General features: G+C 62.0%; 25 protein-coding genes. 8 read left to right on the forward strand and 17 right to left on the reverse strand.

Features of this window, described 5'->3' with window-relative positions; translation table 11 throughout:
• Both hpt and GR183_RS08055 read right to left on the reverse strand, forming a co-directional pair.
• Entirely contained in the window at positions 1-579 is a 579-nt protein-coding gene (gene hpt, locus GR183_RS08050) for a hypoxanthine phosphoribosyltransferase (RefSeq protein ID WP_160775102.1), read from the reverse strand.
• The gene (locus GR183_RS08055) at positions 579-1,457 is read right to left on the reverse strand and encodes a zinc-ribbon domain-containing protein (protein ID WP_160775103.1); all 879 of its coding nucleotides are present in this window, start codon (positions 1,455-1,457) and stop codon (positions 579-581) included. The genes hpt and GR183_RS08055 overlap by 1 nt, the downstream gene beginning before the upstream one ends.
• 318 nt (positions 1,458-1,775) lie before the next feature.
• Between GR183_RS08055 and ftsE the strand changes: the two genes are divergently transcribed.
• From ftsE to GR183_RS08080, 5 genes are all read left to right on the forward strand, one after another.
• Complete coding sequence (gene ftsE / locus GR183_RS08060) at positions 1,776-2,435, forward strand: cell division ATP-binding protein FtsE (RefSeq protein ID WP_160775104.1); 660 nt, start codon at positions 1,776-1,778, stop codon at positions 2,433-2,435.
• Complete coding sequence (locus tag GR183_RS08065) at positions 2,428-3,492, forward strand: cell division protein FtsX (protein ID WP_208999791.1); 1,065 nt, start codon at positions 2,428-2,430, stop codon at positions 3,490-3,492. Before ftsE ends, GR183_RS08065 begins: the two co-directional genes overlap by 8 nt.
• A 98-nt stretch (positions 3,493-3,590) precedes the next feature.
• Positions 3,591-4,331: a YdcF family protein gene (locus GR183_RS08070; protein WP_202395915.1), complete on the forward strand. Its 741-nt coding sequence runs from the start codon at positions 3,591-3,593 to the stop codon at positions 4,329-4,331.
• A gap of 21 nt (positions 4,332-4,352) precedes the next feature.
• Positions 4,353-5,171 (forward strand): lysophospholipid acyltransferase family protein, encoded by an 819-nt coding sequence (locus GR183_RS08075; RefSeq protein WP_160775771.1) that lies wholly within the window; start codon positions 4,353-4,355, stop codon positions 5,169-5,171.
• Between the two features lie 161 nt (positions 5,172-5,332).
• Complete coding sequence (locus GR183_RS08080; RefSeq protein ID WP_160775105.1) at positions 5,333-5,707, forward strand: hypothetical protein; 375 nt, start codon at positions 5,333-5,335, stop codon at positions 5,705-5,707.
• Here GR183_RS08080 and GR183_RS08085 read toward each other — a convergent pair.
• On the reverse strand, positions 5,698-6,270 hold the full coding sequence (locus tag GR183_RS08085) for a gamma-glutamylcyclotransferase (protein ID WP_160775106.1): 573 nt from the start codon (positions 6,268-6,270) through the stop codon (positions 5,698-5,700). The two genes, GR183_RS08080 and GR183_RS08085, sit on opposite strands and share 10 nt — an antisense overlap.
• 201 nt (positions 6,271-6,471) lie before the next feature.
• Between GR183_RS08085 and GR183_RS08090 the strand changes: the two genes are divergently transcribed.
• Positions 6,472-7,521, forward strand: a complete 1,050-nt coding sequence (locus GR183_RS08090) for a DUF2125 domain-containing protein (protein ID WP_160775107.1) — start codon at positions 6,472-6,474, stop codon at positions 7,519-7,521.
• 10 nt (positions 7,522-7,531) lie between these two features.
• On the opposite strand, the gene GR183_RS08095 is transcribed toward GR183_RS08090, so the two are convergent.
• The 14 genes from GR183_RS08095 to tsaD all read right to left on the reverse strand — a co-directional run bounded on the left by GR183_RS08095 (position 7,532) and on the right by tsaD (position 18,583).
• Positions 7,532-8,005 (reverse strand): GNAT family N-acetyltransferase, encoded by a 474-nt coding sequence (locus GR183_RS08095; protein ID WP_160775108.1) that lies wholly within the window; start codon positions 8,003-8,005, stop codon positions 7,532-7,534.
• Between the two features lie 107 nt (positions 8,006-8,112).
• Positions 8,113-8,538, reverse strand: a complete 426-nt coding sequence (locus tag GR183_RS08100) for a hypothetical protein (protein WP_160775109.1) — start codon at positions 8,536-8,538, stop codon at positions 8,113-8,115.
• Between the two features lie 76 nt (positions 8,539-8,614).
• Positions 8,615-9,727, reverse strand: coding sequence for a 3-isopropylmalate dehydrogenase (gene leuB / locus GR183_RS08105; RefSeq protein ID WP_160775110.1), 1,113 nt, complete (start codon positions 9,725-9,727; stop codon positions 8,615-8,617).
• A gap of 85 nt (positions 9,728-9,812) precedes the next feature.
• Positions 9,813-10,643, reverse strand: a complete 831-nt coding sequence (locus GR183_RS08110) for a class I SAM-dependent methyltransferase (RefSeq protein ID WP_160775111.1) — start codon at positions 10,641-10,643, stop codon at positions 9,813-9,815.
• A 164-nt stretch (positions 10,644-10,807) separates the two neighbouring features.
• Positions 10,808-11,740 (reverse strand): threonine/serine dehydratase, encoded by a 933-nt coding sequence (locus GR183_RS08115; protein WP_160775112.1) that lies wholly within the window; start codon positions 11,738-11,740, stop codon positions 10,808-10,810.
• 27 nt (positions 11,741-11,767) lie between these two features.
• Positions 11,768-12,529: a sulfite exporter TauE/SafE family protein gene (locus GR183_RS08120; protein WP_160775113.1), complete on the reverse strand. Its 762-nt coding sequence runs from the start codon at positions 12,527-12,529 to the stop codon at positions 11,768-11,770.
• Positions 12,530-12,555: 26 nt separating this feature from the next.
• Positions 12,556-13,062: a GNAT family N-acetyltransferase gene (locus GR183_RS08125; protein ID WP_160775114.1), complete on the reverse strand. Its 507-nt coding sequence runs from the start codon at positions 13,060-13,062 to the stop codon at positions 12,556-12,558.
• A gap of 69 nt (positions 13,063-13,131) precedes the next feature.
• Positions 13,132-14,301, reverse strand: coding sequence for a M20 aminoacylase family protein (locus tag GR183_RS08130; RefSeq protein WP_160775115.1), 1,170 nt, complete (start codon positions 14,299-14,301; stop codon positions 13,132-13,134).
• A 159-nt stretch (positions 14,302-14,460) separates the two neighbouring features.
• Positions 14,461-15,117, reverse strand: coding sequence for a class I SAM-dependent methyltransferase (locus GR183_RS08135; RefSeq protein ID WP_312846819.1), 657 nt, complete (start codon positions 15,115-15,117; stop codon positions 14,461-14,463).
• Entirely contained in the window at positions 15,117-15,536 is a 420-nt protein-coding gene (locus GR183_RS08140; protein ID WP_160775117.1) for an EVE domain-containing protein, read from the reverse strand. The genes GR183_RS08135 and GR183_RS08140 overlap by 1 nt, the downstream gene beginning before the upstream one ends.
• Positions 15,537-15,541: 5 nt before the next feature.
• Entirely contained in the window at positions 15,542-15,829 is a 288-nt protein-coding gene (locus GR183_RS08145; RefSeq protein ID WP_160775118.1) for a YciI family protein, read from the reverse strand.
• A gap of 101 nt (positions 15,830-15,930) precedes the next feature.
• On the reverse strand, positions 15,931-16,932 hold the full coding sequence (locus tag GR183_RS08150) for an NAD(P)H-dependent glycerol-3-phosphate dehydrogenase (RefSeq protein ID WP_202395918.1): 1,002 nt from the start codon (positions 16,930-16,932) through the stop codon (positions 15,931-15,933).
• The gene (locus GR183_RS08155) at positions 16,929-17,441 is read right to left on the reverse strand and encodes an NUDIX hydrolase (RefSeq protein WP_208999792.1); all 513 of its coding nucleotides are present in this window, start codon (positions 17,439-17,441) and stop codon (positions 16,929-16,931) included. Before GR183_RS08155 ends, GR183_RS08150 begins: the two co-directional genes overlap by 4 nt.
• Positions 17,441-18,583, reverse strand: a complete 1,143-nt coding sequence (tsaD, locus tag GR183_RS08160) for a tRNA (adenosine(37)-N6)-threonylcarbamoyltransferase complex transferase subunit TsaD (protein WP_160775119.1) — start codon at positions 18,581-18,583, stop codon at positions 17,441-17,443. The genes GR183_RS08155 and tsaD overlap by 1 nt, the downstream gene beginning before the upstream one ends.
• A 45-nt stretch (positions 18,584-18,628) precedes the next feature.
• Between tsaD and hemC the strand changes: the two genes are divergently transcribed.
• Both hemC and GR183_RS08170 read left to right on the forward strand, forming a co-directional pair.
• The gene (gene hemC / locus GR183_RS08165) at positions 18,629-19,564 is read left to right on the forward strand and encodes a hydroxymethylbilane synthase (protein ID WP_202395921.1); all 936 of its coding nucleotides are present in this window, start codon (positions 18,629-18,631) and stop codon (positions 19,562-19,564) included.
• Positions 19,565-19,573: 9 nt separating this feature from the next.
• A complete protein-coding gene (locus tag GR183_RS08170) occupies positions 19,574-20,272 on the forward strand; it encodes a uroporphyrinogen-III synthase (RefSeq protein ID WP_160775120.1) in 699 nt (232 codons plus the stop codon).
• Positions 20,273-20,275: the final 3 nt, after the last annotated feature.

The following is a 20,275-nucleotide window of genomic DNA, read 5'->3' on the forward strand; positions in this document are numbered from 1 at the left end:
TCACGTCCCCGTATTCGATTTCACCGGCGTTTCGCCGTCGTCATCCTCGACCACCACATGGCCGATAAACGGCAACTGTCGCCATTTGTGCCCCATGTCCATCCCGTAGCCGACGACGAATCGATCCGGGCAGGAAAATCCCAGATAGTCGGCATCAATGGCGGCTATGCGGCGGTGAGGCTTGTCCAGAAGCGCGGCGACCCTGACCGACCTGGCACCGCGTTCCATCAGAAGCTTCTTTGCGTAGGCCAGCGTTCGCCCGCTTTCCAGAATGTCATCGACGAGTATCACGTCGCGCCCGGAAACGTTGCTTTCGACGTCGCGCAGGATCCTGACGTTGCCCGATGATTCCGTGCCCGCCCCGTAGCTGGACAGATGGATGAATTCCATTTCCGGCGCCAGCCCGACATCGTGCATGGCGCGCGCCAGATCGGCCGCGAAGATGAAGCTCCCCTTTAAGACCGCGACGACCAGCAGGTTCACCGGTTCGGAATCGGCAATCTCGCGGGCAATCGCCTCTACCCGCCGGGAGATCTCGGCCTCGTCGTATAGAACTTCGATATTCGGCGCTCTCGTCATCAGAGCTTTGCCTGCCTGTTCTTTCGCTCGGTGAAGCGGACCTGAATGTCCGCGGCAAGTTCCGGCGGCGTGGAAAGCCGGGTCCGGAACCGTGTGGTCTTGCCCCCTTCAAGCTGCCTGATCCGCGGCTCGACAATCCATGCGTAGATTTCCTGGGCGTCTTCACTGCGCAGCGCAAGCCTAACCGCAGGAACATAGGCCGGCTTGCGGGTCGGATTCTCTATCGTCCCCTCGACCACCAACACCACGGACCCGTCCTCGAGTTCGCGGAAAGTCCTGAGGTCGCGGAACGCAAGCCCCCTGAGGTTAACCTCCATCCCCGCCAGTTGATAGAGGCTGGCGAGGTCCGGTACGCGGGAGACGATTTCCGCCCGGAACTGAACCGAAAGTGCCGCAACCGCGAGCGCCATTACGAAGAGAAACGTCCCGGCAATACGCTGAACCTTCAGCTTCTTTGCCGCCGACTTGACGTTCGAAAATGCGCGCCGCTCGCGCGGTCTCTTTTCCCTGCGCTTGACCTTTACCTTGGGTTTTCTGGCCTGGCTTTCGATGTCCGCAGGTTTCTTCGCCGCTTCGCTGCCGTAGGCTTTGGCGACCGTTTCCTGGATGTCGGTGCCGGTCGCAGGCGGAGGCGCATCATCCGGCGCGGTCTCGTCAACCTCGAAATCCGCTTCGGCGAAACTTTCGCCGGAGACGGCATCCACGCCTTCATCCGGCTCAGCGTCTTGGTCGGGTTCGAGGATCTCGACCGGATCGTCGTCCGGCGATGCGTGCCACCGGTTTTCGCACCTTGTGCATTTCACCTGGCGCCCCGACTCGCCGAGCGACTCGGGCTCGATGTCATAAGCGGTCGAGCAGTTTGGGCAAATGATCTTCATCGCGGAAGACCCGATCCTCTTTGGCTGGATCGGTCGTCTCGGATCCGGGCGCGATCCGGAAGTCGGAATGCCGATCGCATATTGTATTCCAGTTCGTTCGTCCCACGTTCGCACAAGGGCCGGATGTAACGGGGCCTTTCGCCCACCATGCCCTTTCGGCCGTTAACAGACGGCAAACCGAAGATTTGCCATTCGTTCGGGCGAGGTAGACCGATTCGGCCCCGGGACGAGGATTCCCAAAGCCATGACGCCTTCATATCATTAATGAAGTGTTAACGCGCCACCTCTAGGTTACGAAAATCTTAATGAGGACGCACAGTGATTCGCTTCGAAAACGTCGGACTGCGGTACGGAATGGGCTCCGAGGTCCTGCGCGACCTGACATTCAATATCGAGCCGCAGTCTTTTCAGTTCCTGACCGGGCCGTCCGGTGCGGGCAAGACGTCGCTCATGCGCCTTCTCTTCCTCTCGATGAAGCCGACCCGCGGCATCGTGAACGCATTCGGAAGGGATACTTCGGCCGTTTCCAAATCGGAGCTTCCGGGCCTGAGGCGCCGAATTGGTATCGTCTTTCAGGACTTCCGCCTGCTCGACCATATGACGACTTATGAAAACGTGGCCCTGCCATTGCGCGTTCTTGGCCAGGAGGAAAGCGATTATCGCTCGGACGTGATAGAGCTATTGAAGTGGGTGGGTCTTGGAGAGCGCATGCACGTGCTTCCGCCTGTGTTGTCGGGCGGTGAGAAGCAGCGCGCGGCAATCGCGCGGGCGCTGATCACGCGGCCCGAGCTTCTGCTCGCCGACGAGCCGACGGGCAACGTCGATCCTCCTCTGGCGCGCCGGCTCCTGCGCCTATTCATCGAGCTTAACCGGCTCGGAACATCTGTCGTCATCGCGACGCATGATCTTGCGCTGATGGAACAGGTCGACGCACGGCGCATGATCTTGAACGAAGGGCGGCTTTCGATCCATGACTAAGGCCGAAGAACCGCTGCGGGCCGAAAAGGAAAGCTCGGCCGTCCAGCCGGAAGGCCGGGCGAAGAAGGCGAATGCCGCGCGGTCGCGAAAGGGAGCGAAAGCCCCGCGTCCGCCGGTGTCGGCGGGTTCGCCCGGTGCCGGGCGCCGCAGAGGGGGCTTGCGTCCTCCCGCGGCCATCGTGCCGCCTCAGGCCGTTGCCGGGCGTGCGCTGACGCTTGTGGTCGCCATCATGAGTTTTCTGGCCTGCATCACCGTTGGATCCGTGGCGATCGTGCGGGAGGCTGCCGACGACTGGGCAAATGAAATTTCCCGCGAGCTGACCATCCAGATACGTCCCGCGGACGGCGTCGACATGCTGCGCGAAATCGACAAGGCGATCGCGCTGGTGCAGGAGTTTCAGGGAGTCGGCACCGTGCACGCTCTTTCCGACGCCGAGACGAGGGATCTGCTCAGGCCATGGCTGGGCGAAGGTCTGGAGCTGGATGCCCTGCCCGTGCCGCGCCTGATCAAGGTTTCGGTCGAGGATCCCGATACGCTGGATCTCGCCGCGCTGAGGCAAGCGGTTTCACGGGAGATCGCGGGCGGAAGTCTCGATGATCATTCCGCCTGGACGGGCCGGCTTGCCTCGATGGCGAACGCCGTGGTGATCGCGGGCTTTGCGATACTTGTTCTCGTTTTGTGGTCGATGGTGCTTTCGGTCGTTTTCGCCACGCGCGCGGCAATGTCCGGCAATCGCGAGGTTGTGGAGGTTTTGCACTTCGTCGGCGCGGAGGAAAGTTTCATTGCCCGCGAGTTTCAGCGCCATTTCTTGCTTTTGGGACTAAGAGGCGGGATGATCGGAGGTGCGATCGCCTGTGTTATTTTCATCGGGCTGGATGTTTTGTCCGACCGGACTTCGGGACTGCCGGGCGTGGAGCAGGCAACGGTGCTTTTCGGAGGTCTGTCGGTCGGGCCGGCCGGTTATCTCGGTATCCTCGCCGTGGTATTTCTCGTGACTGTCTTGACTGCGGTCACATCACGTTACTCTGTACACATGCATCTCGCTCAGCTTGACTAAGGTCCCGATCCTGATGGTTTGATGCCGTTTTTAAGCCCGAATCACGTAGCATTGTCGGTCAACATCAGATGCTTATGAAAAGGAACAGCGCAGAAGGCATGGCCGAACAGGGTGCCACTTCCGTGCCGGCGAACCACCAGATCGATGTTGGTTCGGCGGATGACGCGCGTGCAAGTGTTCCGCTTGCGCGCGGTAAGCGGCGCGCATCCGGCTTGCTGAGATCTGCGATGGTGTTCTTGACACTGGCTGTTTTTCTGGGCGCCGGCCTTGTTGCAGGAAGTTTCTTTCGCTTCGCCTCCATGGTTTCGGAAGTATCGCCGCCCGCGGTTCTTTCGAGCGACGGAATTGTGGTCCTCACCGGCGGCAGCGACCGGATCACCCAGGCACTGCATCTATTCAAGGCGAGCGAGGCAAAACGCCTTTTGATAAGCGGTGTCCATCCGCAGACGACGCGCGAGCAGATCGTACGTACGACGGACAGCGACATGAAGCTGTTCGAATGCTGCGTCGATCTGGACCGCAAGGCGTTGAACACCACCGACAACGCGCGCGAAACGGCGAAATGGGCGCACCGCGAAGGCTTTTCGGAACTGTTGGTGGTGACCAGCTCCTACCACATGCCGCGATCGCTTCTGGAGCTTCAGGCGGCGATGCCTGACATAACGCTCGTGCCCTATCCGGTGGTGCGCGACGACCTAGATGTCAGCCATTGGTATGTCGACGGGGCGACGACCCGGCTTCTATTGCGCGAATATGTGAAGTATATGGTCGCCAGGTTTCGCACGGAGGCGCGGTTCGACCTTGGCACGACCGCAGCGGCGTCCCTTGCCTCCGACTGATCGCGCTCGATTCCGGACCGCCTGATGCTTGCTCTGCGTTCGCTTCTTTTCAACGCCGCCTTCTATCTTTTCACTTTGGTGCTGATGGTCGTCTGGCTGCCCGTGCTGCTGTTGCCGCGCCGGTGGAGCTGGCATGTCGTGCCCTTCTGGGCACGGCTGAATATCGCCGCGCTGCGGTGGATCGCCGGCATCGAGGTGGAAGTGCGCGGGCGCGAGAATATCCCCGAGGGCGGCTTCATCGTCGCGGCCAAACATCAGTCGGCCCTGGAGACCTTCGCCCTCGTGCCCTTGTTTCGCGACCCGACGTTCATCCTCAAGCGCGAACTCCGCTATATCCCGATCTTCGGCTGGTACACCGCCCGCATGAAGCAGATACCGGTGGACCGGGGCAAGAAATCGAAAGCGCTCGCCTCCATGACGCGCCATGCGCGCGAAGCGATCGACGAAGGGCGTCAGATCCTCATATTTCCGGAAGGAACGCGCAGGCCGGCAGGCGCGGAGCCGCAGTACAAATACGGCGTCGTGCATCTCTACAAGGAACTGGGCTGCAAGGTGCTTCCCGTTGCTCTCAATACCGGGCTCTTCTGGCCGCGGCGCGGCTTTTTGCGATTTCCGGGAAAGGTCGTTTTCGAAATCCTCCCGGCGATCGAGCCTGGGCTTTCCCCGGCCGTATTTTCCGAAACCCTGGTTCGCGATATCGAAACCGTCTCCGACCGTCTGATAGAGGAGGCCGCCGAAGCCAACCCGGATCTGCCGGTGCTCGAACGGGTCGCCGAAAGGTGGGAAGAGCGGGGAAAGGTTCCGTCGGCGGGTCATGTTCACGATGCCGCAGCCTCTTGAATCGGCGGAAAAAGCCGCCACATGAACTGGGATCGAACGGCAAGACGTGTTAATCGTTGGCGGTTGTTCCTGTTTTGTTCTATAGTCGGGATCTTGACCTGAAAGACCCTCCGGCCCGCATCATGGCCATCTTCGAGGAGCGACGAGCTTCGGTGAACGGGATGAGCGAACAAGCCTTGGAACTGTCGACAAGCGAAGAAAGGGACGAGGCGCCGCAGGTGGCGCGAATGCTCGGCCTTGGAGACCGCTATCGCTATTTCTATGGCGCTTCGGGGCGGCGATATCTGTTCTCCTCGGTGCCGGTGGAGACGATCGAGGATTATCGCAACGCCGTACTCGTGATCGAAACGCATGCGGATGCAACGGCCAGAAACGGCAATCCCTGGATCGGCGAGATCGATCGCGACGGCAAGCGTCGAGGCGGAAGATCCTTCAACAGCAAGCTTGCCGATGCGCGCGCATATGTTCACCTTCTCGCCAGCGGCAAATCCGGCAGGAAGGCTGCGCTGGACGATCTCCTGAAAGCCTACGGCTGAGCCTGGGGGCCATTGCCATCATCCCGGCCATTTGTCGCGGGCGCCGACAATTCCCGCGCAAGCCACGAAAGTACCGGATCGTGAATGCCGAGTTCGTCCAGGTGGTTGGCCGTATTGATCACGTACTCCGGGTTCGCGCCTGACTGGCCTTGCGCCTCCTTCACCACGTGCAGCAGATTCTCGCGCGGCAACACGCCGGCATATTGGTCGTGCTCTCGATCGACGAGAAATGTCAGCGCTTGCGTGCGCGTGGCGAAGCCATCCTCCAGCCTCAGCGCGCGGGTCGCCTCCTTGTAGATCATGGTCACCTGCTCGCGTTCGCGCAAGTAAGCGATCACATCGTCCCGGTTCCTGGCGGCAACGCGAAACGCCATGCCCTTGCAGGCCCCGCCCCGGTCGAGCCCGAGCACGAGGCCCGGCCGCTCTCGTGTGCCGCGATGCACCCAGGAGTAGACGCAAAGCGATCTGTGCGCGCCATGCAGCAGCGCCGGAACGGCTTCTTCATAGGAAAATCCGGGCCGCCACATCAGCGATCCGTAACCGAAGACCCATAGATCCCGCATTCGCATTTCCCGATATCATGACGCCGAGCTTCAGGTGGTTGGGAGGTAGCAAGGGTGGGCGGTTCGTGCAATGGGCCAGCCCGTTCACGTCGACGATATAACGGCGGGCAACCTCCCGCTTGCATCCCGCCGCCCTCCATGCTTCTTCGCGGGGAAAGATGTTGTGAAAGCGTCGATGCCACGAAAGGCCGCGAAGCGCCCATGTCCGAAAAAAGCCTTCCCCGCAAGCCGTCCCGCCGGGGCTATATTCTTCTGGGTCTCCTTGTGGCCGTCGTTGTCGGCGCGTGGACGACCTATTGGGCGGTCGCGCGTGGCGCGATCGTCGATGTGCTTGCAAACTCCAGGAAGGCGGCAAGCGCGAGCGGGGGCGAATTCGCCTGCGCAAATCAGTCGGTCGGCGGCTTTCCTTTCCGCTTCGAGCTTTCTTGCGCGCCACTCCAGGTGGGCAGTGCAGGCGGGGCGCGGGCGAACCTTGCCGGCCTCAGGGCGGCGGTGCTTGCGTATAATCCACGCCATCTGATTTTCGAGGCGGATGCGCCGCTTGAAGCCTCGGCCAGCGCGGCCGGAGACAACATCCCGGGCGTGTCATTGTCGGCAGGCTGGGATACGGCCAGAGCGAGCGTGCGCATCGAAGGGGATGCACTCACACGGGCCGATACCGTCTTCGAAGCGCCTGAAATCGCGGTGTCGAATCCGGTTTTGGCGGACGGCACGCCTTTGAAAATCCGTTCGCAATCCGGACAGCTGCACGTCCGCCGGGCGTCCGATACCGCGTCGGGCGTCGATGTGGCCCTGCGTCTGTCGCAAATAGTTGCGGGCGAGGGAATCGCGCCCGTGGATGCGGATGTGCTGATACATCTGCCCCACGCGGCGTCCCTTCTTGCCGGGCGTTTATCGGAACCGCCGGCCAATTTGCTCCGGGCGCCGGACGGCATCGGAATTACGGATCTGAAAGTAAGAAGCGGAGATACGGCACTCTCCGGCAGCGGTTCGCTCGGGCTTGACGACGACGGCTTTTTGAACGGGACGCTTGAGCTTGCCGTGGCGGGAGTGAACCGTCTTGCCGAGGTCCTTCGCCCCGTCTTTCCGGAAGGGTCCAACATTCCGCAAAGCTTGCAAGGTGCCGTTCAGGGCTTTGGCGCGAAAACGGAGATCAATGGGGCGGAAGCCTCGAAAGTGACGGTCACATTCGATCGGGGCGCCGCCCGTGTCGGTCTTATTCCCCTTGGAAAGGTGCCGCCGGCTTTCTGAAGTAGGCCTCCTACATGCCCGCCTGCTGCAGCGCCAGCCGATCGATCGGGATGATGTAGCCCTTCCAGCCGGCCGGTTCGGCGATCTTGTCGTAGAGCGTGACCGCGGGCTCGTTCCTGCCGGGTACGATCCAGCGCAGTTCCAGCCACCCGCGGCTTTGCCCTTCCGTGACGAGCGCTTCGATCATCCTGCGGGCGATGCCCTTGCGTCGTTCGTCGGGGGTTACGTAGATCTCGTCGAGTTGCCCGATCCTCAGTCCGGTGATGATTTCCGGCAGGTCGAAATAGATCGCGAAGCCGACGGCCAGCGGACCGTCGAAGGCGCCGATCATTTTCGCCGTCGGATCGTTCAGGATCCGCTCCGCGTAGTACTGGTCGGGCCGCCGTGGCGCTCCGCGCCTTTGTGCCTGCGCGTATTCGGCGATCAGCGGCGCCAGCGCCAGCGCATCGTCGGGACCCAGTGGCTTGATTTCGACGTGTGTCATTGAAACTCCGAAGCGGAATGGTGAACCTTGCCGCAAGAGTGTCGGTATTGATCCGGCCAATCAAGTCGTCAAATCGGACCAGCCCGCGTTTCCCCGACGGTGTCTCCTTATTGCGCCCGCCTGTAGACCGCGGAATTCGAAATTCTGCCTTGGCCGGGAACTTCCACGGTCTGGTCAATCTCAAGAGTGCTGCCGTCGTCGGAGAGGGTCCTGCGCGCTTTCATGAGCGTCACGCCTTTTCGTTTCCCTTCCGAGGTCAGGGTCCGCTCGCCTTCGAAATAAAGCGACAGACGGTCGATCAGTCCGCTCTCGCTCATTCGCGTTTCCGGCCCGCCGGGCACGCCGGAAATTTCGGCTTCCATCTTCTCGCCATCCGCTTCCACGACGGTCATCAGGATGCGGATGAGGCCGAACTCCTCTTCGATACGGCAGGATGCGGATTGCGGTGGCGCGCTCTGGTCGAACTCGCTCTCGTCATGATCCAGCAGCCAGGTGCCGAGGAACGGTGCGATCTTTTCAACTGTGTCGGACATGGATGCCTTGCTCGCATTACCCATAACGCAAGAAGCCCCGGCGCAAACCGGGGCTCCGCTCATGCTGTTATCTGGGTCAGGCGCTTAAGTTTTCGAGTTCGGCGACGATGGCATCACCCATCTCGGCCGTGCTGACCACCGCGTCGCCCTGCCCGGCGAGATCGCGCGTGCGCAGGCCCTTTTCGAGGGTGGCGGCGATCGCCCTGTCCACGAGGTCGGCTTCCTCGACCATCTCGAAGGAGTAGCGAAGCGCCATGCCGAAGGATGCGATCATGGCGATCGGGTTGGCCGCGCCGGTACCGGCGATATCCGGCGCCGAACCATGCACCGGTTCGTAGAGCGCCTTTCGCTTGCCGGTCTTTCCGTCAGGCGCGCCGAGCGAGGCCGACGGCAGCATTCCGAGCGAACCCGTCAGCATCGCCGCGACGTCCGACAGCATGTCCCCGAAGAGATTGTCGGTGACGATGACGTCGAACTGCTTCGGCCAGCGCACGAGCTGCATGCCGCCGGCATCCGCCAGCATGTGCTCAAGTTCGACGTCCTCGTAACCGCGCTTGTGTACGTCATCGACGACCTCGTGCCAGAGCACGCCGGTCTTCATGACGTTGCGCTTTTCCATCGAGGTGACCTTGTTGCGGCGGGTGCGTGCCAGTTCGAAAGCCATTTTCGCGATGCGCTCGATCTCGTAGGTGTCGTAGACCTGGGTGTCGACGCCGCGCTTCTGTCCGTTGCCGAGATCGGTGATTTCCTTCGGCTCGCCGAAATAGACGCCGCCGGTCAGCTCGCGCAGGATAAGGATATCGAGGCCCTCGATGACGTCGTGTTTCAGCGACGACGCATCGGCAAGTGCCGGATAACAGATTGCCGGGCGCAGGTTTGCGAAAAGCTCGAGATCCTTGCGCAGGCGCAGCAGGCCGGCTTCGGGTCTCACTTCGTAATCGACGCCGTCCCACTTCGGACCGCCGACCGCGCCGAAGATCACCGCGTCCGCCGCAAGAGCCTTTTGCATGGCTTCTTCGGAGATCGCCTTGCCGTGGGCGTCGTAGGCCGCGCCGCCGACGAGGTCCTCCTCGGTCTCGAAGGTGTCGCCGCCGCGGGCGTTCAGCCACGCAATGACTTTCTTGACCTCGGCCATGATTTCCGGGCCGATGCCGTCGCCGGGCAGGAGCAGGAGCTTGTGGGTCGCCATGGGTCGTCTTTCCGCGTTCGGGACTGTTGGTGTTCGACCCGTTCTGCTAAAGGCTCTCAGGCCTCTTGGCAAGATTGTAAGACAATTACGCTACGGAGCAGACGAAATGCAGGTTGTAGCTGTCGGGAGCGAGGTCGCCGGCGTGTAGCTCCCTGCCGTCGATAGCGTAGGCGGATTCCACCTTGAAGCCTGACGATGCGAGCTGACGTTCCTGAGCTTCGCGGTCTATGCAATAGACGAGGCCGCTGCGGTGAATGGACCCGGTGACGATCGCGTAGTCGTCCTCAGAACGCTGGAATTGCGCCAGCCGATGGTGGTTGTTGAGCGCCCTCATCGCCTTCAGGAAGCGCCAGCCGTAGCGTGGCCAGCCGACGCGGGAGGTCTTGCGGGGCAGTTGCGGCGGCATGCCCGCCTTCGTCCAGGCGCGGTTGTGCGTGGAAAAGACGAAGCGCCCGCCAGGGCAAAGGCGATCACGGACGGCGCGCAGGAAGGATATCCGGTCGTCGTGCGTCAGCACGTCGATGGTGTTGTAGGCGATCAGGATGAAATCGAACGGAGGTTCGTCGAGTTGTCCGAGTTCGCGGAGATCCGAGACCATGAAGCGCGCTGACGGATGGCGTTTCATGGCGTGGGCGAGCATCTGCGGCGATATATCCGTGCCGAGATAGTCCCGGGCGTAATTCACAAGCGGCCCGGTCGTGCGGCCCGAGCCGACGCCAAGGTCGAGGACGCGGCGGTTCTCGTATGCCTGCCTGTAGCGCTCGAAAATCACGGCTTCGGGTGGAGAAAGGCGCTCGCGGGCAAGTTTGGAGGCCACGCGCGCGCTCATGAAAGCCCGGGCCGTAAGGTCGGTCATCGGCGGGGTTTGGAAATCTGCCTGTATCTTGTGCGCAACCGCATTTGCAAGAGTCTTCATGGCCGGCTATCCCAATACTTTTGCCGAACCCATGGTAATGCATTAAGCCGCTGCGTAACTTTCGATTTTTCTAAAATTTAATATATGGTTTACGTAGCGATTATGATAATGATTTCAGCCTGATACCACACTCGCGATTGAAATCGCGAATGCTTGCTGCAGCTTCAAGCGGCGAGGGTCGATGGATCTACATTGCCCCCGCAGACGAGTACGCCTACCCTTTCGCCGGGCTGTGGCCGATAGGCATGCGAGGAGAGCGCGGCAAGCGCTGTCGCCCCGCCGGGTTCGGCGGCAATTTGAGCTTCCATCCAGAGGCGCGACTGGGCTTCGACGATGGCATCGTCGCCAACCAGCACGACACGGTCGATCCTGTCCTTGCAGATCGCATAGGCGATATCGCCGCATCGCTTCGAGCCAAGGCTGTCGGCGGCGACACTCTCCACGTCGACATCGACGGGGCCACCGGCATCCAATGCCGCCTGCAATGAGCATGAGCCTACCGGCTCCACCCCCACCACTTTCACCTTGCCGTCGAACCATGTGGCTACGCCGGAGATCAGCCCGCCGCCACCGACGGCGACCAGCACGGTATCGAGGTCCGGCACCTGTTCGCCCCATTCCAGGGCGACGGTCCCCTGACCGGCGATCGTTTCGACCGCGTCATAGGGGTGAATGTCGATCGCACCGGTCTCTTCACGGTGGCGTTCGCAAACCTCCGCTGCGTCCGCGTAGCGTTGTCCTTCGATGTGCAGGTTCGCCCCGAAGCTGCGGATCTTGGCGATCTTTGCTGGTGAGGATGTCTCGGGAACGAATATATCGGCTCGCTTGCCCAGTGCACGTGCGGCATATGCGACGGCCGCTCCGTGATTGCCTCCCGATGCGGCGGCAATGCCCGCGGCCGGCACCTCGCGCGACAGCAGGTTGTTGAAGGCTCCACGCGCCTTGAAGGAGCCCGAGTGCTGAAACAGTTCCAGTTTCAGCGAAACCGACCGGTCGAGGCCGAATGAGCCTGCACCCGATTCCATCACCGGCGTTCGGCGGACGTGCCGGTGAATGCGCCGGTAGGCGGTCGCGATATCTTCCGGGGAGACAAGCATATTCGTGCCCTCGCCATAAATTCAGGATCAGCTACCCGCCATTTCCAGCATGGCGCGCCATAGCAGATTGAGCGCAAGGACCGTCATAACGAGCTTGAAGCCCTTGCGAAACGTTTCTTCTTTCATATTCGTCAGGAGCCTGCTGCCAAACAGCGTTCCGAGGAAACCGCTGGCGATCATCGCGACGATCAGCCCGAGCCACGGCGCGAAGACAAAGCCGAGCAGTCCGAAGGCGACGATCTTCAGAACATGCGTGACGAGGGCGGTAACTGCCTGTGTCGCCACATAACCGTGTCGCGACAGACCAAGCTTCGAAAGCACGGCCCCGCCGATCGGACCCGAAGCGCCGAAGAACATGCTGAGCGCCGCCGCAACGAAACCCGTCGTTGCGATAACCCGTTTTGGAGCCTTTTCGAACCCGGGAACCTTTCCCCAGAGCATCCAGAGTATGAAAAGTCCGATCCCGAGCCGCAGGACCGGAGCGGGAAGCTCCACCGCGATCGATCCGCCGACGGCGGCCCCCGCGACCGCGCCTGCCGAGAACCAGGCGAGGATCGGCCAGTCGACATGACGGATCTGGACGAGCGCGCGGCCGGCGTTGGAGCCCATCTGGACGGCGCCGTGAACGGGAACGAGTGCCGCAATGGGCATAAGGTTCGCCATGATGGCGATGAGCGCGGCTCCGCCGCCAAGGCCGAGTGCGGCCGTGAGGGCCGAGGTGAAGAAACTTGCGAATATCAGGAAGGAACCGACGAGAGGGGAAATGCTTTCGGGAAAAAGAATGTCCATTTACGTATCCGTGCGTCCGGCACTCTTCATTCGGGCCGGGGCGTTAGTGGCTTTGCCATGGTGATCGTATCATCGGCGTAGCCCAGACGTTCGTAGAGCGCACGTCCGCGCACATTGTTTGCGAATACGGCAAGATTTGCGAGGCGATACCCCTGTTCGGCAGCCGCCGCCTCGAAAGCCTTCACGAGCGCTCGCGCCACGCCCTTGCCCTCCGCATTTTTTGCTACGGCCAGAAGGCTCAGATGCGCCGTCGGCTCGTCTGTAACCTCGTCCGGGCGCTCTTCGGCCCCTGCAAAGCCCAGCCGCGTTCCCTTGCCATCTTCCGCGATCAGAAGCAGCCGATCTTCCGGCTGCTTCGCCAGGAATGAAGCGATATAGCGGTTCTGGAAATCGATCAGCGCTTCGTCCGTATACCAGGCAAGCCCGGCAACGCCGGCGAGACGCTGCGACAGGCTGAAGATGAAGCTGCGTTCGCCATCGCCGACCTCGCCCACCTCGCGGATCGTGAATTCACTCGCGTCGATGTCAGTCATTAAATTCTCGCCGGTTGACGGATCCGGCGGGCGATGCCCGCCGGAAAACTGTTTCGCCCGCGAGAGGGCTCACTTTGCCGCAAGCGCGGTCTCCACGAGCTTCACCCAGTAGGAGCAGCCTACGGGGATAAGCTCGTCGTTGAAGTCGTAGGCCGGGTGGTGAAGCATGGCGCTGTCGCCGTTGCCGGCGAAGATGAAGGCGCCGGGGCGTTCCTCCAGCATGAAGGCGAAGTCCTCGCCGCCCATGGTCGGCGGAACGTTCAGCTCCACATTCTCCTCGCCGACGATCTGCGCGGCGATGGAGGCGGCGAATTCCATCTTCTCCGCATTATTGACGGTGACGGGATAATCCCGGCGGTAGTTCACCGTCGCCGTCGCTCCATAGGCTTCGGCCACGGAGGTTGCGATGCGCTTGACGCGCTCCTCCGCCATGTCGCGCATTTCGGGCGTGAGCGTACGCACGGTGCCGCGCAGCGTCGCCGTCTGCGGGATCACGTTGTCGGTGAAGCCGGCGTTGAACATGGTGATGGAGACGACGACGGATTCCAGCGGATCGGCGTTGCGGCTTGCGATGGATTGCAGCGAATTGATGATCTGGCTCGCGACCAGGATCGTGTCGATGCCTTCATGCGGCTTTGCCGCGTGGCAGCCCTTGCCTTCCACCTCTATGTTCAGCCGGTCGGCCGCCGCCATCAGCGGGCCGGGGCGGATCGCGAAGGTGCCCACGGGTGCGCCCGGCATGTTGTGCATGCCGTAAACTTCCTGGATACCGAAGCGGGTCATCAGGCCGTCGTCGATCATCGCCTTGGCGCCCGCGCCACCCTCTTCCGCCGGCTGGAAGATGACGACTACCGTTCCGTCGAAGTTGCGCGTCTCGGAGAGGTATTTGGCGGCGCCAAGAAGCATTGCCGTGTGGCCGTCATGGCCGCAGGCGTGCATCTTGCCTGGCACGGTGGAGGCATAGGGCTTGCCGGTCACCTCCTCGATCGGCAACGCGTCCATGTCGGCGCGAAGGCCGATCACCTTGCCGGAAGCGTTCGATTTTCCCTTGATGATGCCGACGACGCCGGTCTTGCCGATGCCAGGCACGACCTCGTCGAGACCGAAGGCCTTGAGCTTTTCCTCCACCAGTGCCGCGGTGCGATGCACATCGTAGAGCAGTTCCGGATTGGCGTGGATGTCCCGGCGCCATTCGGTGATTTCATCTGAAAGATCGGCGAAACGATTTACGATCGGCATTACGGTCCTCTGTTTTTTATTTGCATCCACCCGCGAATATGGGACGGGCTATAAGGCGGGAAAACACGTATCTCACGCGGAACGGCTCGTCGGCGCAAGCCTTGTATCATCATATTTTTCGGCGTCTGCCGTGACCCCGGTTGGGCGGGTCGGAACCCGTCATGATAGAAATTTGAAAACGCTTGTCTTTTTTATCTCGGAGTCTTCCAGGGAACGGATCACCTGGATCTCGTAGGTTGCAAGACGCTCCAGGCGCTCCTTTGGAAGATAGGACCGGCCGGGATCGCCGATATAGACGGGAACGCCGCGCCCCGTCAGGCGATCGAGGAAAGCCGTGATACGGTCGGCCATCGACTTTTCGTAAAAGACATCGCCGCAGAACATCACCTCCGCCTCCGGGAGTTTGCCTGCGGTAATGTCCGTCGCAGCAGTCTCCAGCTGAACGCCGTTGAGCTCGGCGTTCAGCTCGATCGCGGCGATCGCATAGTCGTCGATCTCGCTCGCCGCCACATTCGAGGCTCCCGCTTTCGCCGCCGCGATCCCGACGAGGCCGGAGCCCGCCGCGAAGTCAAAGACGCGCTTGCCCGCGACGATATCCGGATTGTCGAGTATGTAGCGGGCGAGCGCCTGCCCGCCCGCCCAGGCGAATGCCCAGAACGGCGGCGGCAGGCCCATGGCGCCCAGTTCCTCTTCCGTCTTCTCCCACAGCGCCATCGCCTCGTCGGCAAGGTGAAGCCGTATTTCGGGCGCATGGGGTACGGGCAGGATGGCCGTTTCCGCCTTTATGAAGTTTTTCCGGTCGCCATGGGCCGGGATCAAGGATCGACCCCGCCCATCTCGCAGACGATCTTCCATTCCTCTTCGGTAACAGGCTGGACGGAAAGCCGCATGCTGGTGACGAGCGCCATGTTCTCAAGTCTCGGCTCGGCCTTTACAGCGGCAAGCGTAACCGGCTTCGGCACGTCCTTCACCGCCTTGATGTCGACGCACTCCCAGCGCTCGTCGTCGGTCGTCGGATCGGGGTGGGCAAGCGCGCAAACCTCGACGATGCCGACGATCTCCTTGCCCTCGTTGGAATGGTAGAAGAAGCCCTGGTCGCCAATCTGCATGGCGCGCATGTTGTTGCGCGCCTGATAGTTCCTCACCCCGTCCCAGGGCTCGCCTTCCTCGCCCTTGGCCTTCTGCATTTCCCAGGACCATTTGAACGGCTCGGACTTGAACAGCCAATATTGCACGGGCCTTACGCCTCCGGGTTCTTGACGACCCAGTTCCAGGGTCGGATTTCGACGCTTTCGAAAAGGTCGGCGCGGGCATAGGGGTCTTCTTGCGATACGGCGAGCGCTTCGTCCCGGTTTTCCGCTTCTATGACGACGAGAGAACCGGTCATGTTTCCTTCGTCGTCGAGGAAGGGGCCGGCGGCCTTCAGCCGGTTGCCCATGGCTTTCAGGAATTCCAGGTGCGCCTCGCGGTTGTCCTTGCGGATTTGCAGCGCATGCGGCTTGTCGGTGCAGATCAGAGCGTAAAGCATCTTCGGGTCTCCTGTTTGCGCGGGAGGTTAGGGCGGGTATGGGGTAAAGACAATCGGAGAAAGGGACCCTCGCTCGGATTTGCGAACATGACCTGACAGTGTCAGTCGGTTTCCCGTTTCAGCGGACGCGTCATAAGGCTGGCAAGGGCCGTGTCGAGGTCGATTTTCTCTCTCAATACGGCATCGACGGCGGTCGAAAGCGGCAGATCCACGGCATGGCGTTTGCCGAGGTCTACGGCAACACTGGCCGTAAAGATGCCTTCTGCAAGCTTGCCGCCGGACATGAGGTTCTTGACGGGCGTACCGCGCCCGAGCGCCAGCCCGAAGGCGAAATTGCGCGATTGCGCGGAAGAACAGGTCAGCACCAGATCGCCCAGGCCGGAAAGGCCCGTCAGCGTATCGGGCCTTGCGCCGAGCGCGGTCCCAAGCAGCGTCATTTCGCGAAAGCCCCTTGCGGTCAGTGCGGCCTGGGCGCTTGCGCCCCAGCCGCGCCCCACGACCGCGCCGCAGGCGATGGCCAGGACGTTCTTCAACGCACCGCCGATCTGCACACCGGCCACATCCGTCGAGGCGTAGGGTCGGAAGCTTTCCGAAGCGAGTGCGGCGGAAAGCGCATCGGCGACCTCCCCTTGGCTAGCTGCGACGGTTACCGCGGTCGGCAGCTTTTTGGCGACATCGTCGGCAAAGCTCGGTCCGGAGAGAACGGCGGGCGTTGCTTGCGGGAGGCAATCCGCCAGAACATCGGCCAGCAGCGCGCCTGTCGAACGCTCGATACCCTTGGCGCAGAGAACCACCGGCGTGCCGGGCTCAATTGTCGAGGATATCGCCTTCGCCATTTCGCGGGTCGTCTGTGCGGGCGTGACGAGCAGGATCGCATCGCAGCCCGAGACAGCACCGCCAAGATCGCCCGTTGCCTGAAACGGCGCGTCGAAGGTTACGCCCGGCAGATAGGATGGGTTGGATCGCGTCTCGTTAATGGCCGTGACAGTACTTGCATCCCTCGCCCAGAGCAAGACATCGCGGCCCGCGCGCGCGGCCACCAGAGCAAGTGCCGTGCCCCAGGCCCCGCCGCCGAGCACGGCGATTTTTTGAAGTCTCCTCATAATCGTTCGCCAATCCGTTTTCGGATCAAGTCGAGAGGCTCGGCGAAGCCTGCGAAGAAGAGCGACGGATCATGCGCCGTCCGCGAATGAAGGTCGATCCAGAACAGGCGGAAACGGATCGGGTCGCCTCCGGCGGATGGGCTCATCTCGTAGTGCTCCCATTCATGGCGTTCGATGCGGGCCGTTCTGCCATGATAGAGCCTGCGGCGGTGAAGGTCGCGCCCCGCGGAATTGTCGAAGAAGACGTCCTGGTCGATCAGCGGTTCGAGTGCGGAGGTCAGCGAAAGACCCGTTTCTTCCGTAAATTCGCGGCGTGCGCCATGCAGGTAGCTTTCGCCCGGATCGATCGTTCCGCCCGGAACCTGAAGCCCGATCTCCGGCTCGTCGGGCTGCGAGAAGACCAGCAGCCGGGTTCCGCAGGTCAGATAGACATAGGCCTTGTGCTTCAGGCCAAAGGGCGGAGAAGGCGGCGCATTCAGGACCACGCCGTTCATGTATCGCTGGTCCATCAGGCCTTTGCCCCTTTCCGCCCCGATCCAAGTACGCTTTGCGCGCTCGCATCCAGCGGCCATCGCGGCCTCGGGCCGACGCGGCTGTCGTCCACCGGCCCGAGGCGCAGGCGCTCGACGCCGACCCAGCCGATCATCGCTGCATTGTCCGTGCAAAGCGCATGCGGCGGCGCGACAAGGCGTACGCCCGTTTCCCTTGCCAGTTCCGCCAGCTTTTCACGGATCGCGCTGTTTGCCGCGACACCGCCGGCGACGACCAGCACGGGCGGCTGGTCCGGATGATGCTCGCAAAAGATGTCGAGCGCGCGACGGCCTTTTTCATGCACCACGTCGGCAACCGCCTGCTGGAATGCGGCGCAGAGATCCGAAACCGCCCGGTCCGACAGCGGGGCGGCGTTGTAGGCGGCGGTTCTGACTGCCGTCTTGAGGCCGGCGAACGACATATCGGTGCCCGGGCGGTCAAGCAGCGGACGCGGCAGCGGAAATCGGGAAGGATTGCCGGACATGGCAGCGGCCTCCACGGCAGGCCCGCCCGGATAGGGAAGCCCCAGAAGCTTGGCCGTCTTGTCGAATGCCTCGCCGATGGCATCGTCGATCGTCGTGCCGAGGCGGCGGTAGTCGCCCACGCCATTGACCATAAGGAACTGGGTGTGTCCGCCGGAGACAAGAAGCAGGAGATAGGGGAAATCGAGGCCGTCCGTCAGCCTTGCCGTTAGCGCGTGGCCTTCCAGATGGTTGACGGCGACAAGCGGCTTGCTCGCGGCTGCGGCAATTGCGCGCGCTGTCAGAAGCCCGACGATGACCCCGCCGATCAGGCCCGGTCCCGCCGTTGCCGCGACCGCGTCGATATCGTTCCAGCCGACTTCAGCGTCCTTCATCGCGGCTGCGACGATCCCGTCGAGGATCTCGATATGGGCGCGTGCGGCGATTTCCGGCACCACGCCGCCGAATTCAGCATGTTCGGAGACTTGCGAACGGATGACATTCGAGAGAATCTCGCCCGGCCCGGAAGCGGTTCCGCGCACGACCGCCGCCGCCGTCTCGTCGCAGCTCGTCTCGATGCCGAGCACCGTGAACGTCGGCGACGTGCTGGCCGATCCGGTTTCGCGTGCATTGGCCAAGGGCTTGAGAGTGTCTATCATCGCCATCCGTAATTTTTAGTTCGCCTATCATCAGGACCGCGATCCTTGCAAACGAAACATCCCGAAAAGACGATCCGCATCGGTACGCGCGGCAGCCAGCTCGCGCTTGCCCAGGCTCATGAAACCCGCTCGCGCCTGATGGAAGCGCATGGCCTTTCCGAAGACAGGTTCGAAATTGTCGTCATCAAGACGTCCGGCGACATGATACAGGATCGGCCGCTTTCCGAAGTCGGCGGCAAGGGGCTTTTTACCAAGGAAATCGAGGTCGCGCTGCTCGACGGTTCGATCGATCTCGCCGTGCATTCGTCAAAGGACATGCCGACCGTCCTGCCCGAAGGGTTGGAAATCTCGACGTTTCTGCCGCGCGAGGACGTTCGCGACGCCTTCATTTCGCCAAAGGCCGCAACGCTTGCCGATCTTCCGGAAGGTGCGGTCGTCGGCTCTTCATCGCTTCGCCGGCAGGCAATGATACGCCGCCTGAGGCCCGATATCTCCGTCGTCACATATCGCGGTAACCTGCAGACAAGGCTCAGAAAACTCGAGGAAGGCCAGGTCGATGCCACGTTGCTTGCCGCCGCTGGCCTGAAGCGGCTCGGGCTCGATGAGGTTGTAACGTCGCTGCTTGAGACGGAGGACTTCCTGCCCGCCGTCGGCCAGGGGGCGATCTGCATCGAAACCAGGCAGAACGACCGCGAAACGCTCGAACTCCTGAGCGCGATCCACGACCGGCAGACGGAAATCTGCCTGCTTGCAGAACGAGCCTTTCTCAAGGAGCTCGACGGGTCCTGCCGCACGCCTATCGGCGGGCTTGCGCGCCTTGAAGGCGGCAGGATCAGCTTCCGTGGCCTGATCCTGAAGCCGGACGGCAGCGAGGTTCACGAGACCTCGCGTGAGGGGGACGCCGAGGATGCGGCAGCCCTTGGCGCAGATGCCGGGCAGGAGCTGAAGGCACGGGGCGGGCCGGATTTCTTTGCGCATTGAGAGGTTTGAGTGCGGCTTCTTGTCACCCGTCCAGAGCCTCAGGCTTCGAAATCCGCGGCAAGGTTGCGCGCGCTCGGTCATGATGTCGTCGTCGCGCCGCTTTTGAACATAAAAGCGATTGAAAACGCCGATATTCCGCGCGCCGGGCTCGGTGGCGTGGCGGTGACGAGCGCCCGCGCGATCGACGCCATGTCGCGCCGCGAGGAGTGGAACGAGCTGAAAAACCTGCCGTTTTTCGCGGTGGGCGAGAAATCCGCAAGGGCTGCGAAGGGCGCCGGCGCTGCCAATGTCACCGCAGGTGCGGGAACTGTTGGCGATCTCGCCGCGCTTATTGCCAGATCCGGAGTAGGCGGAACAGTGCTCTATCTTGCCGGACGGGAACGCAGCGGCGATCTTTCGGGAGATCTCGCAAATCTCGGCATCGACTGCGAGACGGTGGAGGTTTACCAAGCGGACGCCGCGTCACGATTGCCGGAAGATATCGCGGCGGATCTTCAAGCGGGCGATATCGACGCGGTGCTGATCTATTCGCGGCGTACGGCGGAGGTTTTCGCTCAAGTCACGAAAGCATTGAAATTACCCCGCGATTTCAGTGTATTGTCGATTTCAAAGCACGCGGGCGAACCGCTCGAAGGGCGATTTGAAATCATTTCGGCGCGCGAGCCGAACGAAGAGGCGGTCTTCGCGCTTCTGCCGCCGCCGTGCTAAAGA

The sequence above is a fragment of the Stappia sediminis genome (assembly GCF_009826895.1).
Taxonomy (GTDB): domain Bacteria; phylum Pseudomonadota; class Alphaproteobacteria; order Rhizobiales; family Stappiaceae; genus Hongsoonwoonella; species Hongsoonwoonella sediminis.

Coding starts and splice junctions, on each gene's coding strand:
- hpt (WP_160775102.1), bottom strand. CDS start 579: ATGACGAGAGCGCCGAATATCGAAGTTCTATACGACGAGGCCGAGATC.
- GR183_RS08055 (WP_160775103.1), bottom strand. CDS start 1,457: ATGAAGATCATTTGCCCAAACTGCTCGACCGCTTATGACATCGAGCCC.
- GR183_RS08065 (WP_208999791.1), top strand. CDS start 2,428: ATGACTAAGGCCGAAGAACCGCTGCGGGCCGAAAAGGAAAGCTCGGCC.
- GR183_RS08070 (WP_202395915.1), top strand. CDS start 3,591: ATGGCCGAACAGGGTGCCACTTCCGTGCCGGCGAACCACCAGATCGAT.
- GR183_RS08080 (WP_160775105.1), top strand. CDS start 5,333: ATGAGCGAACAAGCCTTGGAACTGTCGACAAGCGAAGAAAGGGACGAG.
- GR183_RS08085 (WP_160775106.1), bottom strand. CDS start 6,270: ATGCGGGATCTATGGGTCTTCGGTTACGGATCGCTGATGTGGCGGCCC.
- GR183_RS08090 (WP_160775107.1), top strand. CDS start 6,472: ATGTCCGAAAAAAGCCTTCCCCGCAAGCCGTCCCGCCGGGGCTATATT.
- GR183_RS08095 (WP_160775108.1), bottom strand. CDS start 8,005: ATGACACACGTCGAAATCAAGCCACTGGGTCCCGACGATGCGCTGGCG.
- GR183_RS08100 (WP_160775109.1), bottom strand. CDS start 8,538: ATGTCCGACACAGTTGAAAAGATCGCACCGTTCCTCGGCACCTGGCTG.
- leuB (WP_160775110.1), bottom strand. CDS start 9,727: ATGGCGACCCACAAGCTCCTGCTCCTGCCCGGCGACGGCATCGGCCCG.
- GR183_RS08110 (WP_160775111.1), bottom strand. CDS start 10,643: ATGAAGACTCTTGCAAATGCGGTTGCGCACAAGATACAGGCAGATTTC.
- GR183_RS08115 (WP_160775112.1), bottom strand. CDS start 11,740: ATGCTTGTCTCCCCGGAAGATATCGCGACCGCCTACCGGCGCATTCAC.
- GR183_RS08120 (WP_160775113.1), bottom strand. CDS start 12,529: ATGGACATTCTTTTTCCCGAAAGCATTTCCCCTCTCGTCGGTTCCTTC.
- GR183_RS08125 (WP_160775114.1), bottom strand. CDS start 13,062: ATGACTGACATCGACGCGAGTGAATTCACGATCCGCGAGGTGGGCGAG.
- GR183_RS08130 (WP_160775115.1), bottom strand. CDS start 14,301: ATGCCGATCGTAAATCGTTTCGCCGATCTTTCAGATGAAATCACCGAA.
- GR183_RS08145 (WP_160775118.1), bottom strand. CDS start 15,829: ATGCTTTACGCTCTGATCTGCACCGACAAGCCGCATGCGCTGCAAATC.
- GR183_RS08150 (WP_202395918.1), bottom strand. CDS start 16,932: ATGAGGAGACTTCAAAAAATCGCCGTGCTCGGCGGCGGGGCCTGGGGC.
- GR183_RS08155 (WP_208999792.1), bottom strand. CDS start 17,441: ATGGACCAGCGATACATGAACGGCGTGGTCCTGAATGCGCCGCCTTCT.
- tsaD (WP_160775119.1), bottom strand. CDS start 18,583: ATGATAGACACTCTCAAGCCCTTGGCCAATGCACGCGAAACCGGATCG.